At 46.7% G+C, this 25,126-nt stretch carries 21 protein-coding genes and 1 pseudogene; 6 read left to right on the forward strand and 16 right to left on the reverse strand.

What is annotated here, in order from left to right:
• Position 1 precedes the first annotated feature (1 nt).
• Together glgD and HJV72_RS09250 are read right to left on the reverse strand one after the other, a co-directional pair.
• Positions 2 to 1,120, reverse strand: a complete 1,119-nt coding sequence (gene glgD / locus HJV72_RS09245) for a glucose-1-phosphate adenylyltransferase subunit GlgD (RefSeq protein WP_208070448.1) — start codon at positions 1,118 to 1,120, stop codon at positions 2 to 4.
• A complete protein-coding gene (locus HJV72_RS09250) occupies positions 1,117 to 2,391 on the reverse strand; it encodes a glucose-1-phosphate adenylyltransferase (protein WP_208070450.1) in 1,275 nt (424 codons plus the stop codon). Before HJV72_RS09250 ends, glgD begins: the two co-directional genes overlap by 4 nt.
• Positions 2,392 to 2,622: 231 nt before the next feature.
• Between HJV72_RS09250 and murC the strand changes: the two genes are divergently transcribed.
• From murC to HJV72_RS09270, 4 genes are all read left to right on the forward strand, one after another.
• Entirely contained in the window at positions 2,623 to 4,002 is a 1,380-nt protein-coding gene (gene murC, locus HJV72_RS09255; RefSeq protein ID WP_208070452.1) for a UDP-N-acetylmuramate--L-alanine ligase, read from the forward strand.
• A gap of 136 nt (positions 4,003 to 4,138) precedes the next feature.
• On the forward strand, positions 4,139 to 5,176 hold the full coding sequence (locus HJV72_RS09260) for a DnaD domain protein (protein ID WP_208070454.1): 1,038 nt from the start codon (positions 4,139 to 4,141) through the stop codon (positions 5,174 to 5,176).
• Positions 5,177 to 5,203: 27 nt separating this feature from the next.
• Positions 5,204 to 6,217: an ATP-binding protein gene (locus HJV72_RS09265; protein WP_208070456.1), complete on the forward strand. Its 1,014-nt coding sequence runs from the start codon at positions 5,204 to 5,206 to the stop codon at positions 6,215 to 6,217.
• Positions 6,204 to 7,388 (forward strand): ribose-phosphate pyrophosphokinase, encoded by a 1,185-nt coding sequence (locus HJV72_RS09270; protein ID WP_208070458.1) that lies wholly within the window; start codon positions 6,204 to 6,206, stop codon positions 7,386 to 7,388. Before HJV72_RS09265 ends, HJV72_RS09270 begins: the two co-directional genes overlap by 14 nt.
• Positions 7,389 to 7,495: 107 nt before the next feature.
• On the opposite strand, the gene HJV72_RS19980 is transcribed toward HJV72_RS09270, so the two are convergent.
• From HJV72_RS19980 to HJV72_RS19795, 8 genes and pseudogenes are all read right to left on the reverse strand, one after another.
• Positions 7,496 to 7,624 (reverse strand): hypothetical protein, encoded by a 129-nt coding sequence (locus tag HJV72_RS19980; RefSeq protein ID WP_256435943.1) that lies wholly within the window; start codon positions 7,622 to 7,624, stop codon positions 7,496 to 7,498.
• A 44-nt stretch (positions 7,625 to 7,668) separates the two neighbouring features.
• Positions 7,669 to 7,932, reverse strand: a pseudogene (locus HJV72_RS09275) (transposase); the annotation flags it as partial.
• Positions 7,933 to 8,140: 208 nt separating this feature from the next.
• The gene (locus HJV72_RS09280; RefSeq protein ID WP_208070460.1) at positions 8,141 to 9,688 is read right to left on the reverse strand and encodes an ATP-binding protein; all 1,548 of its coding nucleotides are present in this window, start codon (positions 9,686 to 9,688) and stop codon (positions 8,141 to 8,143) included.
• Complete coding sequence (locus HJV72_RS09285) at positions 9,685 to 10,746, reverse strand: metallophosphoesterase family protein (RefSeq protein WP_208070461.1); 1,062 nt, start codon at positions 10,744 to 10,746, stop codon at positions 9,685 to 9,687. Before HJV72_RS09285 ends, HJV72_RS09280 begins: the two co-directional genes overlap by 4 nt.
• A complete protein-coding gene (locus HJV72_RS09290) occupies positions 10,652 to 11,890 on the reverse strand; it encodes a sensor histidine kinase (protein ID WP_208070464.1) in 1,239 nt (412 codons plus the stop codon). Before HJV72_RS09290 ends, HJV72_RS09285 begins: the two co-directional genes overlap by 95 nt.
• Positions 11,880 to 12,569 carry a VanR-ABDEGLN family response regulator transcription factor gene (vanR, locus tag HJV72_RS09295; RefSeq protein WP_208070466.1) on the reverse strand — a complete coding sequence of 230 codons (690 nt, stop codon included), beginning with the start codon at positions 12,567 to 12,569 and terminating at the stop codon, positions 11,880 to 11,882. Before vanR ends, HJV72_RS09290 begins: the two co-directional genes overlap by 11 nt.
• A gap of 18 nt (positions 12,570 to 12,587) precedes the next feature.
• Positions 12,588 to 13,979 (reverse strand): asparagine--tRNA ligase, encoded by a 1,392-nt coding sequence (gene asnS / locus HJV72_RS09300; protein ID WP_208070468.1) that lies wholly within the window; start codon positions 13,977 to 13,979, stop codon positions 12,588 to 12,590.
• Between the two features lie 381 nt (positions 13,980 to 14,360).
• Positions 14,361 to 14,456 (reverse strand): putative holin-like toxin, encoded by a 96-nt coding sequence (locus HJV72_RS19795; protein ID WP_117772165.1) that lies wholly within the window; start codon positions 14,454 to 14,456, stop codon positions 14,361 to 14,363.
• A 238-nt stretch (positions 14,457 to 14,694) separates the two neighbouring features.
• Between HJV72_RS19795 and HJV72_RS09305 the strand changes: the two genes are divergently transcribed.
• Positions 14,695 to 15,186, forward strand: coding sequence for a QueT transporter family protein (locus tag HJV72_RS09305; RefSeq protein ID WP_208070470.1), 492 nt, complete (start codon positions 14,695 to 14,697; stop codon positions 15,184 to 15,186).
• Positions 15,187 to 15,263: 77 nt separating this feature from the next.
• Here HJV72_RS09305 and HJV72_RS09310 read toward each other — a convergent pair whose 3' ends face one another.
• From HJV72_RS09310 to HJV72_RS09330, 5 genes are all read right to left on the reverse strand, one after another.
• On the reverse strand, positions 15,264 to 17,723 hold the full coding sequence (locus HJV72_RS09310; RefSeq protein WP_208070472.1) for a hypothetical protein: 2,460 nt from the start codon (positions 17,721 to 17,723) through the stop codon (positions 15,264 to 15,266).
• A complete protein-coding gene (locus HJV72_RS09315) occupies positions 17,723 to 18,874 on the reverse strand; it encodes a class I SAM-dependent methyltransferase (protein ID WP_208070474.1) in 1,152 nt (383 codons plus the stop codon). The genes HJV72_RS09310 and HJV72_RS09315 overlap by 1 nt, the downstream gene beginning before the upstream one ends.
• A gap of 94 nt (positions 18,875 to 18,968) precedes the next feature.
• Complete coding sequence (locus HJV72_RS09320) at positions 18,969 to 21,614, reverse strand: sensor histidine kinase (protein ID WP_208070475.1); 2,646 nt, start codon at positions 21,612 to 21,614, stop codon at positions 18,969 to 18,971.
• A gap of 12 nt (positions 21,615 to 21,626) precedes the next feature.
• The gene (locus HJV72_RS09325; protein ID WP_208070476.1) at positions 21,627 to 22,322 is read right to left on the reverse strand and encodes a response regulator transcription factor; all 696 of its coding nucleotides are present in this window, start codon (positions 22,320 to 22,322) and stop codon (positions 21,627 to 21,629) included.
• Positions 22,323 to 22,860: 538 nt separating this feature from the next.
• Entirely contained in the window at positions 22,861 to 23,838 is a 978-nt protein-coding gene (locus tag HJV72_RS09330; RefSeq protein ID WP_208070477.1) for a LysM peptidoglycan-binding domain-containing protein, read from the reverse strand.
• A gap of 151 nt (positions 23,839 to 23,989) precedes the next feature.
• Here HJV72_RS09330 and HJV72_RS09335 point away from each other — a divergent pair, with 151 nt between their 5' ends.
• Positions 23,990 to 24,334 carry a sporulation initiation factor Spo0A C-terminal domain-containing protein gene (locus HJV72_RS09335; protein ID WP_208070478.1) on the forward strand — a complete coding sequence of 115 codons (345 nt, stop codon included), beginning with the start codon at positions 23,990 to 23,992 and terminating at the stop codon, positions 24,332 to 24,334.
• 423 nt (positions 24,335 to 24,757) lie between these two features.
• Here HJV72_RS09335 and HJV72_RS09340 read toward each other — a convergent pair whose 3' ends face one another.
• On the reverse strand, positions 24,758 to 25,084 hold the full coding sequence (locus HJV72_RS09340) for a tyrosine-type recombinase/integrase (protein ID WP_243765599.1): 327 nt from the start codon (positions 25,082 to 25,084) through the stop codon (positions 24,758 to 24,760).
• Positions 25,085 to 25,126 lie beyond the last annotated feature (42 nt).

Here is a 25,126-nt window from a genome sequence, read left to right on the forward strand (position 1 = left end):
ACTATAGTGCATACCTCTCGTTCTTTTCCACGACTACCTTCACACCGTTCTCACCAACGTGGCGCGTATTTGCTCTGATTGTGTCACGACTTTCTACAATACAGTTTTCAATGTACGTATTGTCCCCGAGATATACGTCGTTCAGAATTATAGAATTCTTAATCACGCAATTGTTCCCCACAAATGTCTTCTTGAACAAGATGGAATTTTCCACTGTCCCGTTGATGATACTTCCGCTTGCTACAAGGCTGTTCTTAACAACTGAACCCGGGTTATATTTTGCGGGCGGCAAATCGCTGACCTTGGAGAAAATATCGGGATGTTCCTTGAAAAAGTAATTTCTTACTTCCGGCTTCAGGAAATCCATGTTTGTGCGGTAATAAGCATCCACTGTGGAAATGTTGCTCCAGTAATCTTTTATCTTATAACCGTATATCTTTTTCAGATTCTTATACCTGATAAGAATGTCGGTTACAAAATCGTGCCTCTCCTCCTCTGCGCAGTGCTCAATCAGATCAATCAGCTGTCGTCTTCTGATTACATAGATTCCGGTTGATATCGTATTTGAATTAGCCACCATGGGCTTCTCTTCAAATTCTTCAATACGCATAGACTCATTCATCTTGATAGTACCGAACCGGCTCGCGTCCTCTCCTGCTTCCAGATCCTTGCACACCACGGTAATATCCGCCTTTTTTGCAATATGGTATTCCAGCACCTTGTTGTAATCCATCTTGTATACAGCATCGCCAGAAGTAATAATCACATAGGGTTCATGACATCTCTTAAGGAAATCCAGGTTCTGGTATATAGCGTCTGCCGTCCCTCTGTACCAGTACCCGTTGTCCGCGGTTATCGTTGGTGTAAATACATACAGCCCTCCCTGCTTCCTTCCAAAGTCCCACCATTTGGAAGAATTCAGATGCTCGTTCAGCGAACGGGCATTATACTGAGTCAATACAGCCACTTTCTGGATATGCGAATTGGACATATTGCTGAGCGCAAAATCAATCGCCCTGTAGCTGCCTGCGACAGGCATCGCCGCCACCGCACGCTTATGGGTAAGTTCACGCATCTTGTTGCTGTTGCCACCTGCTAAAATAAGACCTACTGCTCTCATACTCGTTCACCTGCCTTTATCAATGTTTCTCCGCTCTCAAGTATTCCGTCCGGGTAGTCTTCCTTAGATGTAACACCGCTTATGGCAGTATTCTTTCCAATCTGGACTCCTCCAGGTATCTCCGAGTTCTCTCCTATGGTCACAAGACCAAATGAATAAACCGCCGGCTTCAGCTTGTTAGGCACTTCCGATCCAATTCCAAGCGTAACATTGTCGCCGACCTTCACGCTCTCTGCAATAATAGACTTGTCGATTACACAGTCACTTCCGATTGCGACATCCTTCATAATAATCGAGTCTCTCACGACCGTTCCCTGGCCAATTGTAACTCCCGATCCAATTACACAGTTATGTATCTCTCCATATATCTCCGAACCGTCACCGATGATGCTCCGCTCGATTACCGCATCTCCTGATACATACTGCGGAGGGATAATATCACTGTTTGTGTATATTTTCCAGAATTCTTCATATAAATTAAACTCAGGGATTATATCTATCAGCTCCATGTTCGCTTCCCAATATGAGCCGAGCGTACCTACATCCTTCCAGTATCCGTTGTACTCATATGCGAAAAGACGATCCTCCCTGTCATGGCAGTATGGTATGATATGCTTTCCAAAATCACACCCCGGCTCGTCCTGAAGTGCAAGGAGCGCCTCCTTCAGCACCGGCCAGCTGAATATGTAGATACCCATGGAAGCCAGATTGCTCTTCGGCTCAGGGGGCTTCTCCTGGAATTCCGTAATACGGCCTTCCTCGTCCGTGATTACAATTCCAAAACGGTTCGCCTCCTCCATCGGCACCGGCATGGCAGCAATTGTGACGTCTGCTTTATTCTCCTTGTGGTAATCGAGCATAACCTCATAGTCCATCTTATAGATGTGGTCACCCGACAGAATCAATACGTAATCCGGATTAAACGTGTCCATATAATCCAGGTTCTGGTAAATGGCATTGGCCGTACCGGTATACCATTCGCTGCTATTGCTCTTCTCATACGGCGGGAGTATGGTTACACCGCCGATATTACGGTCCAAATCCCACGGAATACCAATTCCGATATGTGTATTCAGTCGTAACGGCTGATATTGCGTTAGCACTCCTACAGTATCGATTCCTGAGTTAATGCAGTTGCTGAGTGGGAAGTCAATAATCCTGTATTTACCTCCAAAAGCAACGGCTGGCTTGGCCACTTTTGCCGTAAGGACTCCCAACCTGCTGCCTTGTCCTCCTGCCAGCAACATTGCTATCATCTCTTTCTTAATCATGTCATCACCCCTTCTCAGTAATTCGTTGCTCACATTATACCATAATTTTCATATTCAGTGAACAACATTTACAAAAAAATTGAATTTTTTGTGAACTTTTTATTAATTTATAACAAAAAAATACGGCTTGGTTTTTTTTGCATATATGTTTATAATAATATGAATAGGGATAAACTTTTATTCCAATTTTTGGCCCTTATGTAGAATTTTATAAAAACAGGAAGGTATCTTATGTATAAAATCAATTTTGAACAACCGGTACACGTACATTTTATCGGCATCGGCGGCATCAGCATGAGCGGTCTTGCGGAAATCCTCCTCAAGGAAGGATTTACAGTCTCTGGCTCAGACAATAAAGAGTCCGCGCTGACAGACCACCTCGAAAGCCTGGGCGCCACCATCTTCTACGGACAGAAAGCTTCTAATATAATAGACGGGATAGACGTGGCGGTATATACGGCCGCCATACATGAAGATAACGAAGAATATATGGCAGCCGTGCAGAAGGGGCTTCCTATGCTCAGCCGCGCGGAACTGCTCGGACAGCTTATGACCAATTATGACGTCCCAATCGCCATCTCCGGTACCCACGGCAAGACGACCACGACTTCCATGCTTTCCCATATACTTCTCGCAGGAGAACTGGATCCGACCATATCTGTGGGCGGCATATTGAAAGCCATCGGCGGCAATATAAAGGTCGGAACATCAGGACTGTTTGTGACGGAAGCCTGCGAATACACGAACAGCTTTCTTCATTTCCATCCTATGATAAGCGTCATACTGAACATAGACGAGGATCATCTCGACTTCTTCAAAGACCTGGACGATATCCGTAATTCCTTCCGCCGCTTTGCAGCGCTTCTTCCGTCCGGCGGAACGCTAGTCATAAACGGAGAGATCGAACGGCTTGAGGAGATTACGGCAGGCCTGCCATGCCGTATCGTTACGTATGGTCCCGGACACGATGTGAACTACAGCGCATCTAATATCACCCACGACGCGAAAGGAGAGGCATCCTTTGACCTCGTGAAAGACGGCGAATTCATGGAGCGTATACAGCTCTCTGTCAATGGAGACCACAATGTGTCCAATGCCCTCGCAGCAATTGCCGTCGCTGACACCCTGTCCGTTCCCCTGTCCGATATAAGCCGGGGGCTGAAAGAGTTCACAGGCACCAAACGCAGGTTTGAGCACAAAGGGGAGAAGAACGGCGTTACCGTCATCGACGACTATGCCCATCATCCGACAGAGATCAAGGCTTCTCTTACTGCCGCGGCACACTATCCGCACAAGGAGGTCTGGTGCGTATTCCAGCCTCACACCTACACAAGGACAAAGGCATTGTTCCGCGATTTCATCGATGCGCTCACACTTGCAGACCACGTTGTACTGGCAGATATATACGCAGCCAGAGAGACAGACACTCTCGGAATTTCATCCCGGGATATTGCAGATGCCCTAAAGGAAAATGATTGTGATGCTTACTATTTCTCTACATTTGAAGAGATAGAAGACTTTTGCCTGGATAAGTGTCATAAAGGGGATTTGTTGATAACTATGGGAGCAGGAGATGTTGTAAATATCGGGGAAAACATACTTAAGAAATAGGTTATCCACACTTTCCACACAATTTTATCAACAAAAAACTCCTTTTTTGCCTTAGAAATTGCTTTTTTGCCTGTCCTTCTAATGCTATAATATGTCTACGTAACACTTAATCATGAGGGAGGACTGGCGTAACGTTATGAAGAAGCTGACATTGACCAATCACGCACAAGAGAAGACAACCGTACTGGAGAATGAATTCATCGACCATTATATGGCCGAGGCGAACGGAGAATATGTGAAGGTATATCTTCTTCTGCTGCGCCATCTGAATAATTCCGAAGGCTGCCTGAGCGTTTCTCAGATTGCAGATATGCTTGATGACACGGAGAAAGATGTCATCCGGGCGCTGAACTATTGGAAAAAGCAGGGACTGCTTGATTATGATACCGGGGAACTGGGTGCTGCATCTTCCACCGAGAAGGCTGCCGTAAAGCCTCCAGATGCTGTTCCTGATATCCCAGATCCGGCCGGAGGGGCTGCCGCGCCTGATACATCGTCAGCCGCCCAGAATATACAGCCGTACCGCAACCGCAAGGAACGGGAGGAGTTCAAGGAGCTTCTGTTCGTGGCTGAACAGTATCTTGGAAAGACATTATCTGCAACCGACATTGATACGATTACTTATTTTTACGACACGCTGCACATGTCTACGGATCTGATCGAATATCTCATCGAATATTGTGTAGAAAACGGACACAGGAGCATGCATTACATACAGAAGGTAGCGCTGTCCTGGGCTGAACAGAAGATCGCCACGGTCACCGAAGCCAAGGCCAGCACTATACTATATAACAAAAACTGCTATTCCGTACTGAATGCCTACGGAATCAAAGGCCGCGTGCCGGCCTCATCAGAGATTGCATTTATCCGCAGATGGAATGAAGAATATGGCTTTTCACTCGATATCATACTTGAGGCATGCAGCCGCACGATGAATACCATCCACCAGCCAAGCTTCGACTACACCGAATCCATATTGAAAAGCTGGCTCGCAAAAGGCGTCCGTCATTTAAAGGATGTGGAAGCCCTCGATGCAGAATATCAGCTTGAAAAAGAGCGGAAGAAGAAGGATGCAAAGACTGCCGCACCATCCGCCGGCAAGAACAATAAGTTCAACAATTTTGAAGGACGCAATTATGACATGAACGACCTGGAACGCAAGCTTGTCCAGTAAAAAAACAAGATAAAGGAGACTGCTGACATGGCTCTTTCGAATTCCCAGTACGAATTTTTAATGCGTGTATATGAGCAGAAACAGCTGGATAACGAAAGCCGTCTGCGCAGGCGGTACGAAGATGTATATCGCAGAATTCCAAAGTTGGAGGAGATAGATCATTCTATCTCCGCTTTTAGTGTCTCACAGGCCCGTAAGCTGCTGGAAGGGGACAACCTGGCCCTCTCCTCCCTCAAGGATAATATAACCCGGCTTTCCGCCAGAAAGCTGCAGTTGTTAAAGGAGAACGGATACCCGGAAAACTATCTGGAACTACAATACACATGTCCGGATTGTAAAGATACCGGCTACATAGGCAGCCGAAAATGCCACTGCTTTCAAAAGGCCATCGTGGACTTGCTATACACACAGTCTAATCTGCAGGAAATACTGGAAAAAGAGAATTTTTCCACTTTCTGTCTCGACTATTATTCAAATAACCACATAGACCCCGTAAAAGGACGTTCTTCCCGCGAAGCTATCGACACCGCCCTGAAGGCGTGCCATGAATTTGTGGATACATTTTCCTCAGAGTTCCGAAACATACTATTATATGGAGATACAGGGGTTGGCAAGACATTTCTTACGCATTGTGTAGCAAAAGAGTTGATTGATACCTCATTTTCTGTTATATATTTTACTGCGGCCCAGTTATTTGACGTATTCGCCAGAAATACGTTCGGAAAAAGGGAAGAGGCAAAAGATGACTCTTTCGAACATATCTACAGTTGTGACCTGCTGATTATCGACGACCTCGGCACAGAGCTGCCTAACTCATTTACAACATCACAGCTGTTCGTATGCCTGAACGAAAGGATACTGCGTCAGAAATCGACGATGATTTCGACAAATCTCGCACTCGAAGATCTGAAATCCATATATTCCGAGCGGACATTTTCACGTCTGAGCAGCAATTTCACTATGCTCCGGCTTACCGGGGACGATATAAGAATTCAAAAAAAATTATTAAACCTAGGAGGTACAAAGGATGTTACGCCGTAACGATCGTAATTTGGAAAATATACCGGTGGGGGCACTCGGCATCATAGCCCTGGACGGCTGCAAAGAAATGGGGAAAAGGGTCGATGATTATATCGTGAAATGGCGCCAGGAAGACGGGCCTGAGTACAAAAACGACATCGTATTCAATGGCTATGAGCGCGACACTTATCTTGTTAATGCCAAAGTACCACGTTTTGGTTCCGGCGAGGCCAAAGGTATCCTCGGCGAATCCGTCCGCGGAAGAGACCTGTACCTCATGGTTGATGTATGTAATTACAGCCTCACTTATTCACTGACCGGACACATGAACCATATGTCCCCGGACGACCATTATCAGAATCTGAAAAGGGTCATAGCCGCAATCGGCGGCAAAGGACGGCGCATCAACGTCATCATGCCGTTCCTGTATGAAAGCCGGCAGCACAAACGGAGCGGCCGTGAATCACTGGACTGTGCGCTGGCACTCCAGGAGCTTGTCAGGATGGGGGTAGACAATATCATAACCTTTGACGCCCACGACCCGAGAGTACAGAACGCCATTCCATTAAGCGGGTTTGAGACCGTCCGTCCGACCTACCAGTTTATCAAAGGTCTGCTGCGCCATTTCAAAGACCTTCAGATTGACAGTGAACACATGATGGCCATCAGCCCGGATGAAGGCGCGACAGAGCGGGCCATCTATCTTGCCAATGTCCTGAACCTTGATATGGGCATGTTCTACAAACGGCGCGACTATACAAAGATAGTGAATGGCCGCAATCCAATCGTGGCACATGAGTTCCTCGGCTCATCTGTAGAGGGGAAAGATGTAATCATCCTCGACGATATGATTTCCTCCGGCGACAGTATCCTGGATGTTGCAAGGCAGCTGAAGCAGAGAAAGGCAAAAAGGATCTTTGCCGCAGCCACTTTCGGTCTCTTTACAAATGGGATGGACAAGTTTGACAAAGCTTATGAAGAAGGCCTCTTCGACGCTATCCTGACGACCAACCTTATCTACCAGACACCACAACTGCTGGAGAAGCCATATTATATCAGCTGCGATATGAGCAAATACATTGCCCTGATGATAGATACGCTGAATCATGACGGCTCGATCAGCAGCATTCTCGACCCGAACGAAAGGATACAGAATGTAATCCAGAAATATGGCCGTGGTGAGGACATATAATGGGAGTTTAGTGAAGTGGCTGCGGACAGGGAGCCGGGTGGCATCTGCTCCGATGCGTACGAGGCTGCGACTTGTACACTAAGCATATAGTCAATTAAAATTATTGACTATATGCTCAGATTGAAGTCAAAGTGCTCCAACGCATGTATTGCTTCCAATCCGCCTCTCTTTTGAAGCATGCTTACCAGCTTCTTTAGATTCATGCAGGTGTAAGTAAGCCCGACCTTCATCTGCATCCGGGCTTTTCCTATCATCTGTGTGTAGAGCATGCCGTCTGTGCGTTGTAGGCAAAGACACTTATGTGCTCTCCTTTATGGAACCAGCGATATGCTACGTTCACTTCGATCTCCTTAATGGTCTTCCTCATGCTAGGGATACCATAAAGATATTGAATAAGGGGAATCTTGATCAGGGTAACGGGATCCATACTAGGCCTCCCCGTTGTCTGACTATGTTTATCCTCCACAAAATCATAGATGAAGCTCCAATCAATCGCCTTATCGATAAGCCGTAACATGTGATTCTGGGGAACCAGATCATCCATAGCAAAGAACTGTATTTGTCCTCTGTTTTTATCCACCTCTTCCGATATGTTTTTTCTTGATAGCCTCTTCAAAAGGTAGTGCCTTTGTGGACAGCTGGGCGAAGAAAAAGCCCGGCGTTAGCCGAGGCTTTGTATACAGTCTGAACACCAGATACTTACGCATCTGGTGTCCTGATGAATTTTATTAAACTAAAAAAGCCTATCATGATTAACATTTACAGAATCTGATGCCCATCTTGTCCAGCATCCGCGCTTCCCGCTCCTGGCAGGTAAATATAATCACCTGTCTTTTATTCTCTGCCAGCCACTTCAGCGTGTTCTCAAGCCTCACGTCATCATAGTAGACGAAGGTGTCATCCAGGATAACCGGGTACTCTTCCTCATAGAGGAGCTCTGCCGACGCCATCCGGAGCGCAAAATATGTCTGCTCGATCGTTCCGCGGCTCACCTGTTCCACGGGTATCTTCTTACCGTCAGAGATGAGGTTCATATGTAAGTTGTCCTCAACCACAAGCCTCGTATACTTGCCGCCTGTAATTGCATCTATAATCTCCGACGCCTTGTCGTCCAGGCGCTGTTCCAGCTCTTCCTGCATCTTCGCGGCAAGTCCGTTGATTCTCTCCATGGCAAGTCTGACCGCCTGGATATTTCTGTCTTGTTCTCTGGACAGATCGCTTACCTCGTCCAGTTCCTCAAGCTGTTCCTTCAGGTTATCATACTGCACCCGCCTCTCCTGCAGCTCTTCTCTTACATGATTCAGCTCCCACCTGAGCTTATCCAGTGGTATCTTCTCTTCCTCAGGCGTTATCTCTTCCAGAATAATCTCAGGCTCTGTCTTTACCGCCCATTTGTCAATCTTCATACGGTTCCATACATAGATGCCGCATAAGAGAAAAAGTATAATTGCCACAAGATAGTTCCAGGGTTTTGGAATGAGCGCGAAGGCAAATACGACGGCGACCGCGAACAGCACGATTTCAACCGGATGTATCCGCCATTTGTTCGGGCGGAGTTCATCGATCACACGCTTGTTTTCCGGCTCTTCCTTCCTTTGGTGCTCCTTTTCCCTTCTGTTCTCCAGTTCCTGGCTGATGCGCTCCTGCTCGCCCTCCAGGCGATGGACGTCTCGCCACACATACGATGCCTCCAGCTCAATCTTCTCTCTGCTGCGGTGCTTCCTTTGAAGCGCTTCCTTTGCCTTGCGCTCCTGTTCCCTCAGCCTGCCCTTCAATGCTTCCGTCGCTTTTTCCAGATTGATGTCACTGTTGCCGGTCGCGTAGTAATTCGACGCATAGTTTTTTAGCTCAGCCGCAAGGGGCTGCCCCGGTTCTGCTCTGAGCTGGCCTATAGACACTGTGTTCTCATAGCCGGACGTGGTAAGACCGCCAAGAATCATCTCCAGATCTCCATCGGCTACGGACAGCTCTTCTCCATCATCTTCGCATATTAGCTCTGCACTCCTTTGATACTTGTCAAAGTTCCTGCTGAGGCAGAATCTCTTTCCTCCACTTTCAAACTTCAGCATTCCAGAATAATAGTTGGGATTCTCCCACGGTTCGTACATGCTGAACGTGTCATTTACAGCGGCCCTTCCCCGCCCCCGTTCAAGCCCGAACAGCATGCTTTTAATAAATGTATGTATCGTGGACTTCCCTGACTCATTCCTTCCGTAGAACAGATTGATGCCCCCGGTAAGCTCCACGTCTTTGTCTTTCATTTTCCCAAAATTCTTTATAATCAGTTGTCGAATTCTCATTTAAAGCCTCTTCTCGTCTCCATCAATGCCTGCACGCCCTCACACAGAGCACGGTACTCGATACTTTCCTTATCTTTGTCATATAGATTCTGGATGAACTTTCCAAGTAGGTTTCCCTTGTTCTGTTCATATAATTTATCGAAATCATACGCAGGTTTCGTATTATCCGCAATCTCTATGATATTTCCGTAGGAATCCATATTCGTCAAATCGAATAATATCTCCGGATCCCGCTGCCCTGTCAATGATATTCTATACATGTTCTGAACCCCATTGTCTTCCACTGCATGCCGGATTGCCTCGCGCACGCCATATCCCGTCATATCCTCCGTCACAGGAACGTCCAGATGCACATACTCTCTCATGGCGCAGGGGAAGAACGCCGCCTTGCATGTATCTTCTGTTATCTCTCCCATAATATATCCATGCTTACCTGTGTCGTTCTTATCTATCGGTTCCAGCGCACCGCTGTAGTATGCCCTGTCCGGAACAAGTTCCTGGGGCTTATGGATATGTCCGAAAGCTACATAGTCATATCCAAGGGAGGCTATATCCGCCGTCTTGAACGGGATATGTTTCTCGTCACCCCCATGGGCCAGCAGTATCTCATATTTCTGCTTTTTCAATGGATATGCACTATCGTAAGCTCTTGCAGCATATTCTCTCTGGTCATAACTCAGCCCGTAGACTGCCAGCCTTAGCCGCGGAATCTCTATACAGGTAATATCCCTGCTTTGAATCATATGTACGTTCTCAGCCCAGGAAAATATCCTGTAATAGGAGTCCTTTTTCAGATAATCATGGTTGCCAGCTATGATACATATATCCGTATCCGGTATCCCGGCAAATAAAAAGTTTACTTCTTTTAATTCTCTGAGAAGCGGCTGCCGGTGGAACAGATCGCCCGCAATCAGAAGGACGTCCGCCTCTTCGGCCCTGCACTTTTCAATTATGCCCGCAAAACTATTCCATATCTCCTGTGTCCTGCTTTTGCTGTACGCGTTTCCTGCGTCCGGACTTGCTCCTAAATGTACGTCTGCGATGTGTATGAACTTCATCTGCTGCTCCTTCTTCCTCTATGTTCTTAGACGGCAGCGTCACGATAAACTGCGTCTTTATATCATCACTTTTCGCACGGATCAACCCTCCGTGAAGTTCGACGATTTCCTTTGCTATAGCCAGGCCAAGGCCGGCGCCTCCGGTGCCGCTCGACCTGGAACCGTCCACCCGGTAGAATTTTTCAAATATGGTCTGAAGCATCGTCCCGGGAATCTTATCGCCTTCATTGGTAAATATGATCTCGATATCTCCTCGCTTCATCTGTGCGCTAATCTGTATCTTCGTATGTTCATAGCAATATGCTATCGCATTTCTTAATAAATTGTCAAATACACGTGCCAGCTTATCCGGGTCACCATATACTACCAGATTCTCTTCTACCTGCACTTCACAAGCCAGCCGCTTCTCCTGCAGCACTCCGTAGAGCTCGTCTGCCAGCTGCTCGAGCATCATGGACAGGTTGATTTCAATCGGTTCCAGTTCTATATCCTGAAGGTTATACCTCGTGATATCAAAAAACTCATTGATAAGCTCGCCCAGACGGATAGACTTTTCCAGTGATACGTGGATGTACTTTGCACGTTCTTCTTCCGTCATCTCCGGGTGGCTGTCCAGCATCGTCAGGTAGGCCACGATAGAGGTAAGAGGCGTTTTCAGGTCGTGGGCCAGGAACACGACGAGGTCATTCTTCTTCTTTTCCCCCTCTTCCGCTTCCAGCTCCTGCCGCTTCAGCGTGGCTTTGATCTCATTCAGCCTGATTTCAATTGGCTTCAGCTCTGTGATGAGGTGGATTGGCTCCGTGGAATCCGACAGTATGTTCTCAATCCCCTCTCCAACCTGGTCCAGATATTTTGTCATCTTCGAAAGTGCCACGTAGAAGAATAACGCAAATAAGAGCAGAAAACCAACTATCATAAAGAAGGTCTTATTGTTTCCAATCAGCCTCCAATATAAATCGATTGCCGTCTGCTCTTTTATATTCAGATCCATCATGATACTGACGAATGTCTTGGCAAAGCTGTCGTTATAGATACCGTCAATCACATAATTCAGTATAAATCCGCCCACCAAAACAGTGAGTGCCGTGACCAGCACCGTCTGCAGCAGGATACTGAATTTTAACTTCCGATAATTATTCTTCAACCTTATAACCTACTCCCCATACTGTCTTGATGAAATCGGATTTTCCGGTAGGCGCGCTCATCTTCTCCCTCAGATGCCTGATATGCACCATCACCGTATTGTTGCTGTTCTTATAATATTGTTCATTCCACACCTTTTCAAACAGCTCTTCTGAACTGATAACCTTTCCTCTGTTCTCGCAGAGCAGCCAGAGTATATCAAATTCAATAGGAGTAAGCGTGAGCGGAACTTCATTATAGACGCACTCATGCGACGTCCGGTTCAGGAAGAGCCCTCCGAAGTCCAGGATATCTCCCTCTTCCCTGCTTCCGTCGTTATATTGTGTACACCGCCTCAGCTGTGCCTTCACACGGGCCACGAGCTCCAGCGGGTTGAACGGCTTTGGAATATAGTCGTCCGCCCCCATCGTGAGCCCCGTAATCTTGTCCATATATTCTGTCTTAGCCGTCAGCATGATGACCGGAAATGTATACTTCTCACGAATCTGTTTCAGAATCTGGAATCCGTCTATGTCCGGAAGCATAATATCCAGTATTGCCAAATCAATCTTCATGCTGCCGATGTAATCGATCGCTTCCTGCCCGGTATAGCATTTGTGTACATCGTACTGGTCACTCTGCAGATAAAGTTCTATTACATCTGCGATTTCCTTTTCATCATCTACTACTAATATATTCATACTTACCCTCCAGGCAACTTACAGCTCGCAGTTGTTGACTGTTCTTGGAAATGGGACGACGTCGCGGATATTGCCCATGCCCGTCAGGTACATGATACACCGTTCGAATCCGAGCCCGTATCCGGAATGTCTTGTAGAACCATACCTTCTGAGGTCGAGGTAGAATTCATAATCCTCTTCCTTGAGATCCATCTCTTTCATCCTTGCAAGCAGCTTATCATAATCGTCTTCTCTCTGGCTTCCTCCTATGATCTCCCCGATTCCCGGCACTAGGCAGTCGACCGCCGCAACCGTCCTGCCGTCATCATTCTGCTTCATATAGAATGCCTTGATCTCCTTCGGGTAATCTGTCACAAAAACCGGACGCTTATATACTTCTTCTGTCAGATAGCGTTCGTGCTCCGTCTGAAGGTCTGTTCCCCATGATACCTTATATTCAAACTTATCGTTGTTCTTCTCAAGAATCTCTACCGCTTCCGTGTATGTGACCCTCGCAAATTCGGAAGAAACGACATTTTTCAGCCTGTCAAGGAGTCCCTTGTCCACAAAAGAATTAAAGAAACTGATCTCTTCCGGCGCGTTTTCCAGCACGTAATTGATTACATACTTGAGCATCGCCTCCGCCAGCATCATATTGTCATCCAGATCTGCAAATGCCATCTCCGGCTCAATCATCCAGAATTCAGCGGCATGCCGCGTCGTGTTGGAATTCTCCGCCCGGAACGTCGGCCCGAACGTATATATATTGCGGAATGCCTGTGCATATGTCTCACCGTTGAGCTGTCCGCTGACCGTCAGGCTCGTCTCTTTTCCGAAGAAGTCCCTGGAATAGTCTACATTTCCCTTCTCGTCCTTCGGCGTATCCTCAAGATCAAGCGTCGTGACACGGAACATCTCCCCGGCTCCTTCACAGTCGCTTCCTGTTATAATCGGCGTATGGACGTAGACGAAGCCTCTCTCCTGAAAGAACTTGTGGAGTGCATATGCCGTAAGGGAACGCACACGGAATACTGCCTGGAATGTGTTCGTCCTAGGCCGCAGATGTGCTATCGTACGCAGATATTCAAAACTGTGGCGTTTCTTCTGGAGCGGATAGTCTGGTGCAGATGCTCCCTCGATCTCGACCTGTTTTGCCTGTATCTCAAATGGCTGCTTCGCCTGTGGCGTAGCTACGAGCGTGCCTGTCACGATGACAGCGGCTCCTACGTTGAGGCGGGATATCTCATCAAAATTATCCATCGTATCATGGTACACTACCTGCAGAGGTTCGAAAAAGGTTCCGTCATTGACAACAATGAATCCAAATGCCTTGGAATCCCTCAGGCTGCGCACCCATCCCCCGATTGTAATGTCCTTGTCCAGGTATTCTTCTCTGTTTTTATACAATTCTCTGATAGTTATCAAATCCATACCAATTTACTCCTTTATATTATTCATGTTGTCATTATAACACATCCGTCAAGGAGGGTGAATTGAAATTTACATTAAGCCTAGAATACACGCCGTATTGCCACACCCATTTGTAGAAAGTAGGTGACTAAATGCCAAGTAACGACAAAAAAACTAAATTCCTGCTGCCAGATATGCGTGACACAATTAATAGTACCTTCGTGAAATGAGCCTGTGATAGCCGTTTACTGCATTTATAACATTATGATACTTGATGTTTTACTATAAATGTAGTATATTATAGACATAAAGAGAACAACCGCCCACAAAGTGGTTAGCCTCAAGAGTTAAGTAATTGCCTTACGGCAACCGCCTATCCTGCTGCGAACAGGGTAGGCATTTTTATTTTCGCTTATTGTTCCTATCTATGTAGGTAAGCAGCGCAATCAGGAAAATCCCGAATGTCAACATCAAAGAAATTGCGTCCGATATCTCCATCTGCACCACCTCCCCTCTTCTATGAAGTCCGGGAGGCTACCGCCCTGTATACGGTTGTTCTAATCAGAGTGTAGCACAACTCATCCTATCCCTCAACACCATTTTACGGCTTGATTTTCTCTCCCCTTCATGCTATACTACAAATCGCTGTACATACCGTATCCACTGGTCTGGCAGCTGCCAATTACCGTGTGTTCGAGACCTTCCACACGTAAAACAAAACTAAAGGAGAAAGAAAATGAAAAGCAAGAATATCTCAACTATGACACAGGCGGCCATGATAGCTGCCATCTATGTGGTGCTCACTTATGTATTTGCACCGTTCTCTTTCGGAGAAGTACAGGTAAGAATCGCAGAATCGCTTACCATCCTGCCACTATTCACTCCAGCCGCAATCCCCGGTCTGTTTATAGGATGTCTCATCGGGAACATACTCGGCGGCGCCATACTCCCGGACATCATCTTCGGAAGCCTTGCCACCTTGCTTGGGGCCATATTCACATACCGTCTGAGGAACAAGAACAAGATTCTGGCACCAGTACCTCCTATCGTGGCCAATACTGTCATCGTACCATTTGTTCTGCGCTTCGGCTACGGCGTAGCCCTGCCGATTCCGCTTATGATGCTGACAGTCGGTATTGGGGAGGTTGCTTCCTGCGGTGTACTGGGGATGGTCCTCTACTATGCATTGAACAAATACAAAAATATGGTTTTTAAACCCTGCTGTTAAAATAGGGACACGTCAAAGCGAAAAGGGGACGGAGGTTTTTCAAAAAACCTCCGTCCCCTTTTCGCTTTGACGTGTCCCTATTTTACATATCCGATATACGCGTGCCCGCTTCCTTGAGTCATTGCATCAATACTATCATATGACGCATTCTTTTTCTCTCCGCTCGCCGTATCTATATAGCTTATTGTGCTTTCTGTATAGCCCGTGAGTATTATGGAGGAGGATGCATTTAGCATCGCTATGACCGGTATGTCCTGATTGATGACATAGAGCAGTTCTTCCGCTGAGCATCCGGTATAGTCCATCCCCTTCTCCTTTGATATATCATTCATGACGTCTATGGGCGCCTCTCCATTACTCAGCCGGTCACGGATGGTCTGAATCTCATTGTCCTTTCCGTTGATTGCATACTGCAGGTCTCTGTTGCCCCTTTCCCATATATAAGACTGCCGCGATGACACGACGACGCCATTAAATTGATTGGCTTTCTGTATTGCAGCACCTGCCTTTTCGTATATGCCCCGCAGCTCGCCGTATCCGTATACATAGCACTTATCAGACCCACCGTCATCGTCGAACGTTATGGTAGTCGGATTTTCATACAGCACTTGCTTTGGCTTCAGCACTTTCGGCTCTTTGTCAGATATTCCGTCCGCATAGGTCAGCCTGTACTGCGTCTCCTTCAGCTCTGTCACATAAGATTCCGGATAGATATTACTTTCTTCTTTTTCCTCGTTGTTCGTAATATAATCATCAGTAGTACCTGTATACGCATCTCCCTCTTTCCTGACTCTGGAAAGGGTAATCATGTTCTCTTCAAACTGTGCGTCCAGCACATATATATCCTTTTGCTCATAAGTCTTAACGACTTTGCTCTTGCTGTTTTGTATTTCAACCTTATAAAGAGGCACCACCGTCTCACCGGAAACGGTTTTTCCCGTGTCGGCCATTCTGGCAGCTCCGTACACGAAATCATTATTAACGAATCCAAGGGGACGTACAACTTCTCCCTCTTCACATGTCACCTTACGTTTCTTGCCGTTTGCAAAATTGATGACCTGTATTTCGGATGCTTCTGTCAGACTGCCGTTGGATTGGTATGCAATCATATGTCCGTCATCGGATACCACATACTGCCCTTCCTTCAGACCTTCCACGATAACCTCTTTCTTTTCTTTTCCTTTCTTTTCTACATTAACTTCATAGAGGTTTCCCTCCACCATGACATAGAGCATATCCTTCTCGACATTGTAGTAGACGAATCTGCCAAGCTCATAAGCCGCTGTCCCGTATGATTTGTCGCTTGCGATAAATGCCTTCTCTTCCACGGAATTCTGGTCTATATTATAATAGTAGATGGCAGCCCCGACTTCACCTTCATGCTCTCCCCTGTTCATATAGCCATATACTGCGAATGTCACATTCCCGTCGTCGTCCGACGCCAGCAGCTTTACCTCATGCTTCGCCGTCAGGCTCCTTATATCCGAATTCTCCGCATCGGAAAAGCTGAACACGAGGGAAAGCTCATCTGTATCTTTGTTATAATTCCACAGCTCGTCCGCCTGCACGAAGGAAACGATGCTGCCGTCGTCGCTCACCATATACTGTACGTCATGTGGCGTAATCCCGAGCAGGACTCCCTTCTCACTGAGCACCTTCTTCGTCGGATCGAAAATCTGCTCCATTGTCCTGTCATAATCGAGCAGATAGGTTTTCTGAGCATCTGCAATGTGCCGGACACGGAAGAATTCCTTTGCCTTATACACATCTTCCTCATTCTCCTCTCCGTTGCAGCGCACTTTATATTCCAGCTGTACGGAAGTATACGTGCTGTTGGTCTCCTTGATATACCAGCGTTCCCCTCCTTCCACGGAGGGCTCCAGGCTCCCCCATGTCACCTGGTTATAGTCAGAATGGATGGTCACATGCTGAAATGTGGTATTATCTCCTTCTTCATTTGGTTCGATTGCCGTTCCGATACCCGTCCCTTCCGCCTTGGCCAATGCATTTTCATGAAAATCGCTGATATAGTTGAGACATTCGGCAACATAATCATTGGAGGAGTCAACGATACGGGTATAAAAATATACCGACTTATCGCCATCCAGGCTAAGCACAATCTCCAATACCCTCTCTTCGGAGAGAAGGTTCTCTCCGGCCAGTTCCAGGCTGGCACTTTTCCCCGCCTTTTTCACCTTCTTCTCCAGCAGCTTGTCCTTACCATCCAAAGTATACACTGTATACTTAAGTCTGTTGATCTTATTGTCATATGCTTCAATATTCAGATCCAGCGTCTGGCCGTCCACCGGGGTAATCGTATCTCTCATGGCCGGGATGTCCATTTTCCTGGCATAACCCGACAGTAGGTTCACATTAAATCCATTGCAGGAAAAAGATACCTGCGGATAGGTCGTGGCTCCCATATCCGCTGTCATATTATCGTTTCCCCGGTTCGTAAAATAACTGAATATAAGTACAGCCGCAATAAAGACTGCCAATAATATACCCGCGTTTATCAATCGGTTTTTTATGTTCATCACAGTTCCCCTTTTTCATCTAACAACCTGCCCAAGGCTGGTGATACATGAAGAAATTCTTCACATATATCTATTGTATCCTGATTCTCCCCTTTTCTTCCTGTCTTTACTGCACGAATCAATATATTTTTCGGCGTATGCTCCATGTCTATAAATTCCAGAATCTGGGTATCGTAACCTTCCCGTTCCAGATACTGCGCGCGCAGCCCGTCAGTGACGAGCGCTGCAAACCGTTCTTTCAGAAGTCCGTACTTCATAACCGGCCCAAGCACGTCATTCTTCACCTGCGCGTTCAGTTCATGCTGGCAGCACGGAACAGACAGGATAACCTTTGCATCCCACCGGACGGCCTTCGCCAGTGCAAAATCTGTCGCCGTGTCGCACGCGTGGAGGGTGACGACCATATCTACCTTCTCCACCCCTGTATAATCTGCAATGTCTCCCTCTAAGAAACGAAGCTTGCTGTATCCATATTTTTCACTTAACTCATTGCAGCGGCGGATTACATCGCTTTTTAAGTCAAGCCCGATAATCCTGACATCATACCCTTTCAGCTCATGCAGATAGTAATACATTGCAAAGGTCAGGTAAGACTTTCCACAGCCGAAGTCAAGAATCGTAACCTCTCTTTCCCTTTCGAGCTGAGGGAGTATATCTTCGATAAACTCTAGAAACCGATTAATCTGCCGGAATTTGTCAAATCTGGAGCTTATAACCTTCCCTTCCTCTGTCATGACTCCCAAATCCGTCAGGAATGGAACCGGCACCCCTTCCCTGAGGATATACTGTTTTTTCCTGTTATGGCTTATATCCGCAGATATAGATTCCTTTTTCTGAGTCTTTCTCTTGACAGTGACTTTCCCCTTTTTGCTTATGAGCACAGTATACAGCGCTTCCGTAGTCTCAAGCTGCATCTGTTTCATAGACTCCATCTGTCCGGCTATGACCTCCCCGGCTTCTTCCATGTCCACATTCTGATGGAACGCCTGGTTTCCCCTGAACATCTCAAGCTGAATCATCCGTTCACCCTTGATCAGGACCGGACGTACCTTCACTTTGGACCATCCTTCCCGCGTTCTGGGATTGCTCAGCACAGCATGTATAAACATATCATTTAAGTTTTCCGCTAATAGTCTTCTTATCTCTTCCATAATAGTATATTGTACTGTTTTTTCCACATATAAGCAAGTTGGGGACGGGGTTTTTTTAAAAAACCCCCGTCCCCAACTTGGAATCATGGTGTCCCTAATTCGTTTCACCCTGTCCCTCTTCGTTTTCGGCTGCTTTTGCAACTCGAGGGAAGGTTATGGTCACTTTGAACAAGTCTCCGTCCAGATACAGGTCAAAGGTGCCGCCCTGCATCGTTGTCAGGCTTTTCGCAATGGACAGTCCGAGCCCGCTGCCTTCTGTGCTTCTTGACACGTCACCGCGCAGGAATCGTTCCGTCAGCTCATCAGCAGTAAAGTTAAGCGGCTGGTCCGATATGTTCTTCAGGCTGAAGATTACGGTCATCTCCGTCACACTCAGGTCCGCATAGATTCGGGTGCGTTCCATCGCATATTTTGCCGCGTTGTTGTATATGTTTTCAAGTACGCGCCACATGCGGCGTCCATCGGCATGTATGATAGCCTCCTCTTCCGGCAGGTTCAGGACTTCGTTTAGATTTCTCTCGGTGAACTTCTCTTCAAATTCTCCACTCGTCTGCTGTATCATTTCCACAAGGTTGATATTCATCAGGTCAAGCGTTATATTCCCGGAGCTTACCTTCGAGGCTTCGACGACATCTTCCGTCAATGTCTTCAGCCGCTGTGCCTTGGCCTCCAGAACTTCCAGATATCTCTGTATCTTCGGGTCTTCCAGGTGTTCCATCTTAAGCAGGTCAATATAGTTGATGATGGAAGCAAGAGGTGTCTTGATGTCATGGGAGACGTTCGTTATCAAATCCGTCTTCAGCCGCTCACTCTTCATGCTTTCTTCCAGCGCGGCATCCAGACCTTCCCCGATTGAGTTGACCCGTTCCGCCAGCATCAGCTGCTCGCCTTTCAGACCGTCAAGCGGTATCTTATAATTGACTTCTCCCGCAGATATATGTTCGATACCGGACCGGATCTTCTGTCTGGTAATGGACATCTGTACCAGATAGATAAATGCCGCCGCCTCTACGGCCAGCATTACCAGGAACCAGAACCAGTTTACGATTGCACCGCTCAGCACGGCAAGCCAGTGTACGAAGCCAAACAGGAAGAACAGTATAACCGTCTTCCACACGAAGTGCATGTTGACAAACAACTGTCTGATAAAGCTGAGCAGGCCCCTTACGATGCTGTTGTTCCACACCGTTCGCGCCTTGATTCTGCGGACAAGGCTCATATATCCAATCAGGAACAGGCCGCATGTGTAGGCTGCGACGATACCGCTGCGCACGACGCCGGGCATTGCGTTATAGCTGTACACGGCCAGTGCATACGTATCGCTGTAATCAGGAACCTGACCGATAAAGTAATCAGAGATGCCACTTCCCACCAGCAGCACAGGCCCTATCCACAGCAAGATGACGAATGCAGCCGCCAGTTCCGTCTTCCACCGGTCAAACCAGTTCAAGTGCAGTTCCTCATCCTTGATATTTCTGCCTGCAATGATAGTCAGCCATACGATTCCTGTCAGAAACAAAATCGCCGCCGCCAGCCCAAGTATCGCTATGCCCTGCATGCGGGAGCCATACTTTTCATATATCTGATTCTGCGAATAGAAGCTGTCCTGAATCGGGTAGGATGTATCCACGCCGACCGCATACACAAAATTCTCTTCCGCAGGCCCGCTGTACTGTATCAGGTCTTTCCAGGTAGACGCGTCTTCGTTGTCGATGTTAGAGTTAAAATCAGACAGCTTTGGCTTCACGATGAGATATTTTCCACTTTTAGATATTATCTTCAAACTTTCTTCTAGCTTGTTAAAGTCTCTTAATTCTTCTTTATTCGTATAGACTTTCCTGCCTGCTGTATCCGCATACAGGTAGACAAGGTTCGTGTCTCCTTCCCTCCAGTTGCTTTCCCAAGTCTCATATGTCTGGGTATAGTCATAGACTGTATAGATGCTGCTCTCCAGCATCTGGAAGATGTCATTGAGCTTGCCGTTCCAGTTTGCATTATCATTGGCAATCTCAAGCAGATTCGCGGCACCGATAGGTGCATACTTTTCATCAATCTGATACCCGTCATAGTTCCAGCAGTCTATGAACTCAATCTTGCCCTCCCGGTTCTGGAGCCCTTTGAATCTGGATTCCGTCTCGGTGCTGTACATAACCTCGCTCCGTCCCCCGTTGCGCAGTTCATACAGAATCTGGTCAGAAGTGATCTCCTCGCCGTTACTGTTGCTGGCAATGACAAAGCTCAGCTCCCCGTCATTGATCAGCTGCTCTAACTGTGTAAAATAATAGTAGCGAAATGTCCCATCCGACCTCTTGCACACGATTATCGGCTCTAGGTTATCGTTCTCGTTCATGACACGCCCGTCTGAGTACGCCGATCCTTCCGCCCACTTTTCCAAGTCCCCCAGCTTATAGGCCAGGCCGCTGCTGTTTTCATTGCTGATCTTGTTATTATCATAGAATTCTTTTAGGTCCACCACACGTTCGGGGTCAAATTTCCCTTCTGTCTCAAACAGCCCCCGTGTACCGATGCCTTCCAGTATCTCAGACGTCGCTGACTGCAGCTGCCCGCTGAAAGCTGTAGAATCCTCAAATCTCCTGGCCGCATGCCCCGAAAACAGATCCCCCATCAAAGCAGGGTACGTCAGGACCCAGACCAGGCTGGCCACCGTCACCACTGCCAGGACATGCTCTGCTACGATCAGTATCCCTTTCGTCAGGTTGGCCTTATACCATTGATTCATATTAACTCCCTTCTAAAGCTTCTCCACCTTATACCCGACTCCCCAGACCACTTTCAGGTAACGCGGCTCCTTCGGATTGATTTCTATCTTCTCCCTTATATGTCTGATATGTACCGCTACCGTGTTATCTACTCCTATGGCGTCTTCATTCCAGATATTCTCATATATCTGGTCAATGGAGAACACTTTTCCCTGATTTTTAACAAGCAATAATAAAATGTTGTATTCGATCGGGGTAAGCTTTACCTGTTCACCGTCAACCGTGACCTCTTTTAGGTCGTCATTGATAGACAAGCCTCCAACCTCATATACCGCCTGGCTCTCACCACTTACCGTACTGCCAAGCTGCGTATATCTGCGCAGTTGAGATTTGACTCTTGCCACAAGCTCCAGCGGGTTGAATGGTTTCGTCACGTAATCATCCGCTCCCACATTAAGCCCAAGTATCTTATCCGCATCTTCCGACTTGGCAGACAGGATAATAATAGGCATATTGTTTTGTTCCCGCATCTTAAGGGTGGCTCTGATACCATCAAGCCTCGGCATCATGACATCGATAATCAGAAGGTCTACCTTCGCTGACTGCAGCACTTTCAGTGCCTCTTCCCCATCATATGCTTTTAATACCTCATAGCCTTCCTGTGTCAAATATATATCGATTGCTTCCACAATCTCTCTGTCATCATCACATACTAATATTTTAGACATTTTCATCACCTCCCTTATACTATACAAGATTAACAGAGAATTTTTAAGAGCTTCAACAGAAATTTCTTAAGATTGTATGAAAAAGGCCCGAATCCCCGAAGGATTCAGGCCTTGATACCCGCCGGACAGCAATGGTCCGGACAGACAAGATAATGCGGCTCCATACCTGGAGACAAATAGACGTAAACACCGGATCCCGCCGCATGTGCTTACAGGGCTACGTCACAGACAGCCACCGGCACCCGCGCTATTACTATTTCTCAACCCGCAGATGAACCACGTCCTGGATATGGACACATTCCCAGTTTCATCCCATAGCATCACCAGATTCCAAAATCAAATAACAAAACCAGCCATTTGGCCTTAATGCACAGCCATGTCCCCGGACTAATCATTTTTCCCGCTGCCCTCACCAGATACCCAGATCTCCCGAGCCGATATTTATATCCCCGAATGAGCCAGCATTATCTTTCTATATAATAACGTGCTTTTATCTACTTAACAATATTTTTATGTCATATAATAATATTTTAATGATTTATACTTTGATTGTCGTCCCCGCATATATAAGATTTGGATTCGAGATACCGTTCAGCCTCTGTAGCTCCGCCACGGTGGTGCCAAAGCGCAGCGCTATGCCGCTGAGCGTATCGCCGGGCTTTATCGTGTAATATCTCGCGGATGTTTCCTGATACCCAACCGGTATCCTTATCTCCTGTCCCGGAAATATCAGGTTGGGATTCTCTATATTATTATAGGAAGCAAGCGTCTCGTAGGACGTTCCATACCTTGCCGCGATACTGCTCAGGTTGTCTCCCGGCTTGACCGTATATATGATTACATCTGTCGGGGAGGCAGCCGGCGGCACAGGTGTGGTGACTTCCCTGTTCATTTTGTTAAGACCGGCCCGGGAGATGACATTAGCCAGATCATAATACGCAATATTCTGATCCACATTGCCCGAGATGCCGCTGATGCGGCCCGCATCGCTGTACTGCCATATTGCCATGCCCCGGATAGATGGTGCCGACGCATACTGTGCATACCACAATGCATATTTCTCCCTCAGTGATGCGTCAAACATGCGGTTTAAAAAGTCCAGGTTGCTGTAGTACATGGCAAAGAACCCAAGCTGCTCCACCCTGCTGCAGAAAGCGGTTACCAGGCTGGTTGCAAGCTGCCGTGTTACCGTCACTCCCTGACCTGCCGCATAATTTACCGATGCGCTTTCGAAGTCAAAGCAGACCGGATACTGTACTTCATAATCTTCTATCGCCTGTATACAGTAATCCGCCTCTTTCCGCGCCATATCTTCTGTATATGCATAAGAAAACCAATATACGCCAAACGGAATGCCCTGCCTGTTGCATTCCTTTGCATTCCTTCTAAATTCCGGGTCAAGATTGCCCTGTCCATATCCGGCACGTATCATTACAAACTGAGTCCCGGAGCCTTTCACATCCGCCCAGTTGATACTGCCCTGAAATTCACTTACGTCTATACCATGAATGCTCATATTATTTACCTCAATACTTTTTTATTATTTTATGCTTCATTTTGAATAATGTGTCGAAACTTAAAATCCTATGAGTTATGATATAGCTGGTGTGTTCATTCACATCAGAAGTTTTTCAATGTGAGGTATGTCTGTATGGGGGAAAGTTACCATGAAAGAACAAAAAATCCAACGATTGGTCCGCACGCTTGGTATAGGTGCAACTTACCGGGGATACCGGTATCTTAACTATGGTATTCAACTGTGTATGCAAGATGAAAATTATCTTCTGTCCGTCAGCAAGCTGCTCTATCCTCAGATAGCCAAAGAGTATCAGGCTACAAGCAGCAGTGTGGAACGGGATATCCGTACTGTCATCAACGTCTGTTGGGAGAAAGGGAACCGGCAGCTCCTGGAGGAGATATCCTTGCGCCCATTATCTGCCAGGCCGACGTCCAGCGTATTCCTGGATATACTGGTCGACCATCTGAGGCAGAACAGTTCGGATACAAAATAACATAACAGCCTGACATAACTTTCCTTTACCCTCACTGACGGGCTGGAAAAAGACGAAGGTATGTCTTTGCCAGCCTGCCTTTTACCCAATGATGCCGTATTCACTCTTTCTTTCTGACTTCTTAAGATGGGCTTAAGGAATTTTCGATTTCTTTTAGATATTTAACATACTTTAGACATATTTATCCATTATACTTAAAGTCAGATAGTTGAACAACACACAACTATCTCCCCCCTCATAAAGTAACGCACCAGACAATCTGGTGCCGCACTTTACTCTCATTCCTTTAGATAACTATAAAAATAACGAAACCCGTTAACCATATGGCTAACGGGTTTTCGCTGTTCAGACCTTTGATGAATTTCCTCTTCGGTCAAATTCCGGTCAAATGGTTCTAAAGAAATTTGCACTCTCTTAGTTTCTCTAAATAATCTCTTTATATAAGGTCTGTAGTTTGTCCATTTTAGACTTTGCCTTGTCGTTTGTCACATGTGTATACAAGTCTAACGTAATGGCAATTGAATAATGTCCTAGAAACCCCTGCACCACTTTAGCGTCAATTCCTGCTTCAAAACATCTTGTTGCAAAGGTATGTCCCAATGCATGCGGATAGAAATGCTCTATTGGTTCAAACTCAGTCTTGCTTTTTTCTGCTCGTTTCTGACGTTCCTTGTTGATTGCTTTTTCAATCCAGCATCGCTTGAAAAGAGCGTTCTGTAATGGGTTTACCATTTTTTCCAGCAAAAACAAGATTCTTGAACCCCTCAAGAGGTTTCCATTCAAGGCTTGATA

Origin of the sequence: Extibacter sp. GGCC_0201 (assembly GCF_017566055.1) — a bacterium.
Classification (GTDB): Bacteria; Bacillota; Clostridia; order Lachnospirales; family Lachnospiraceae; genus Extibacter.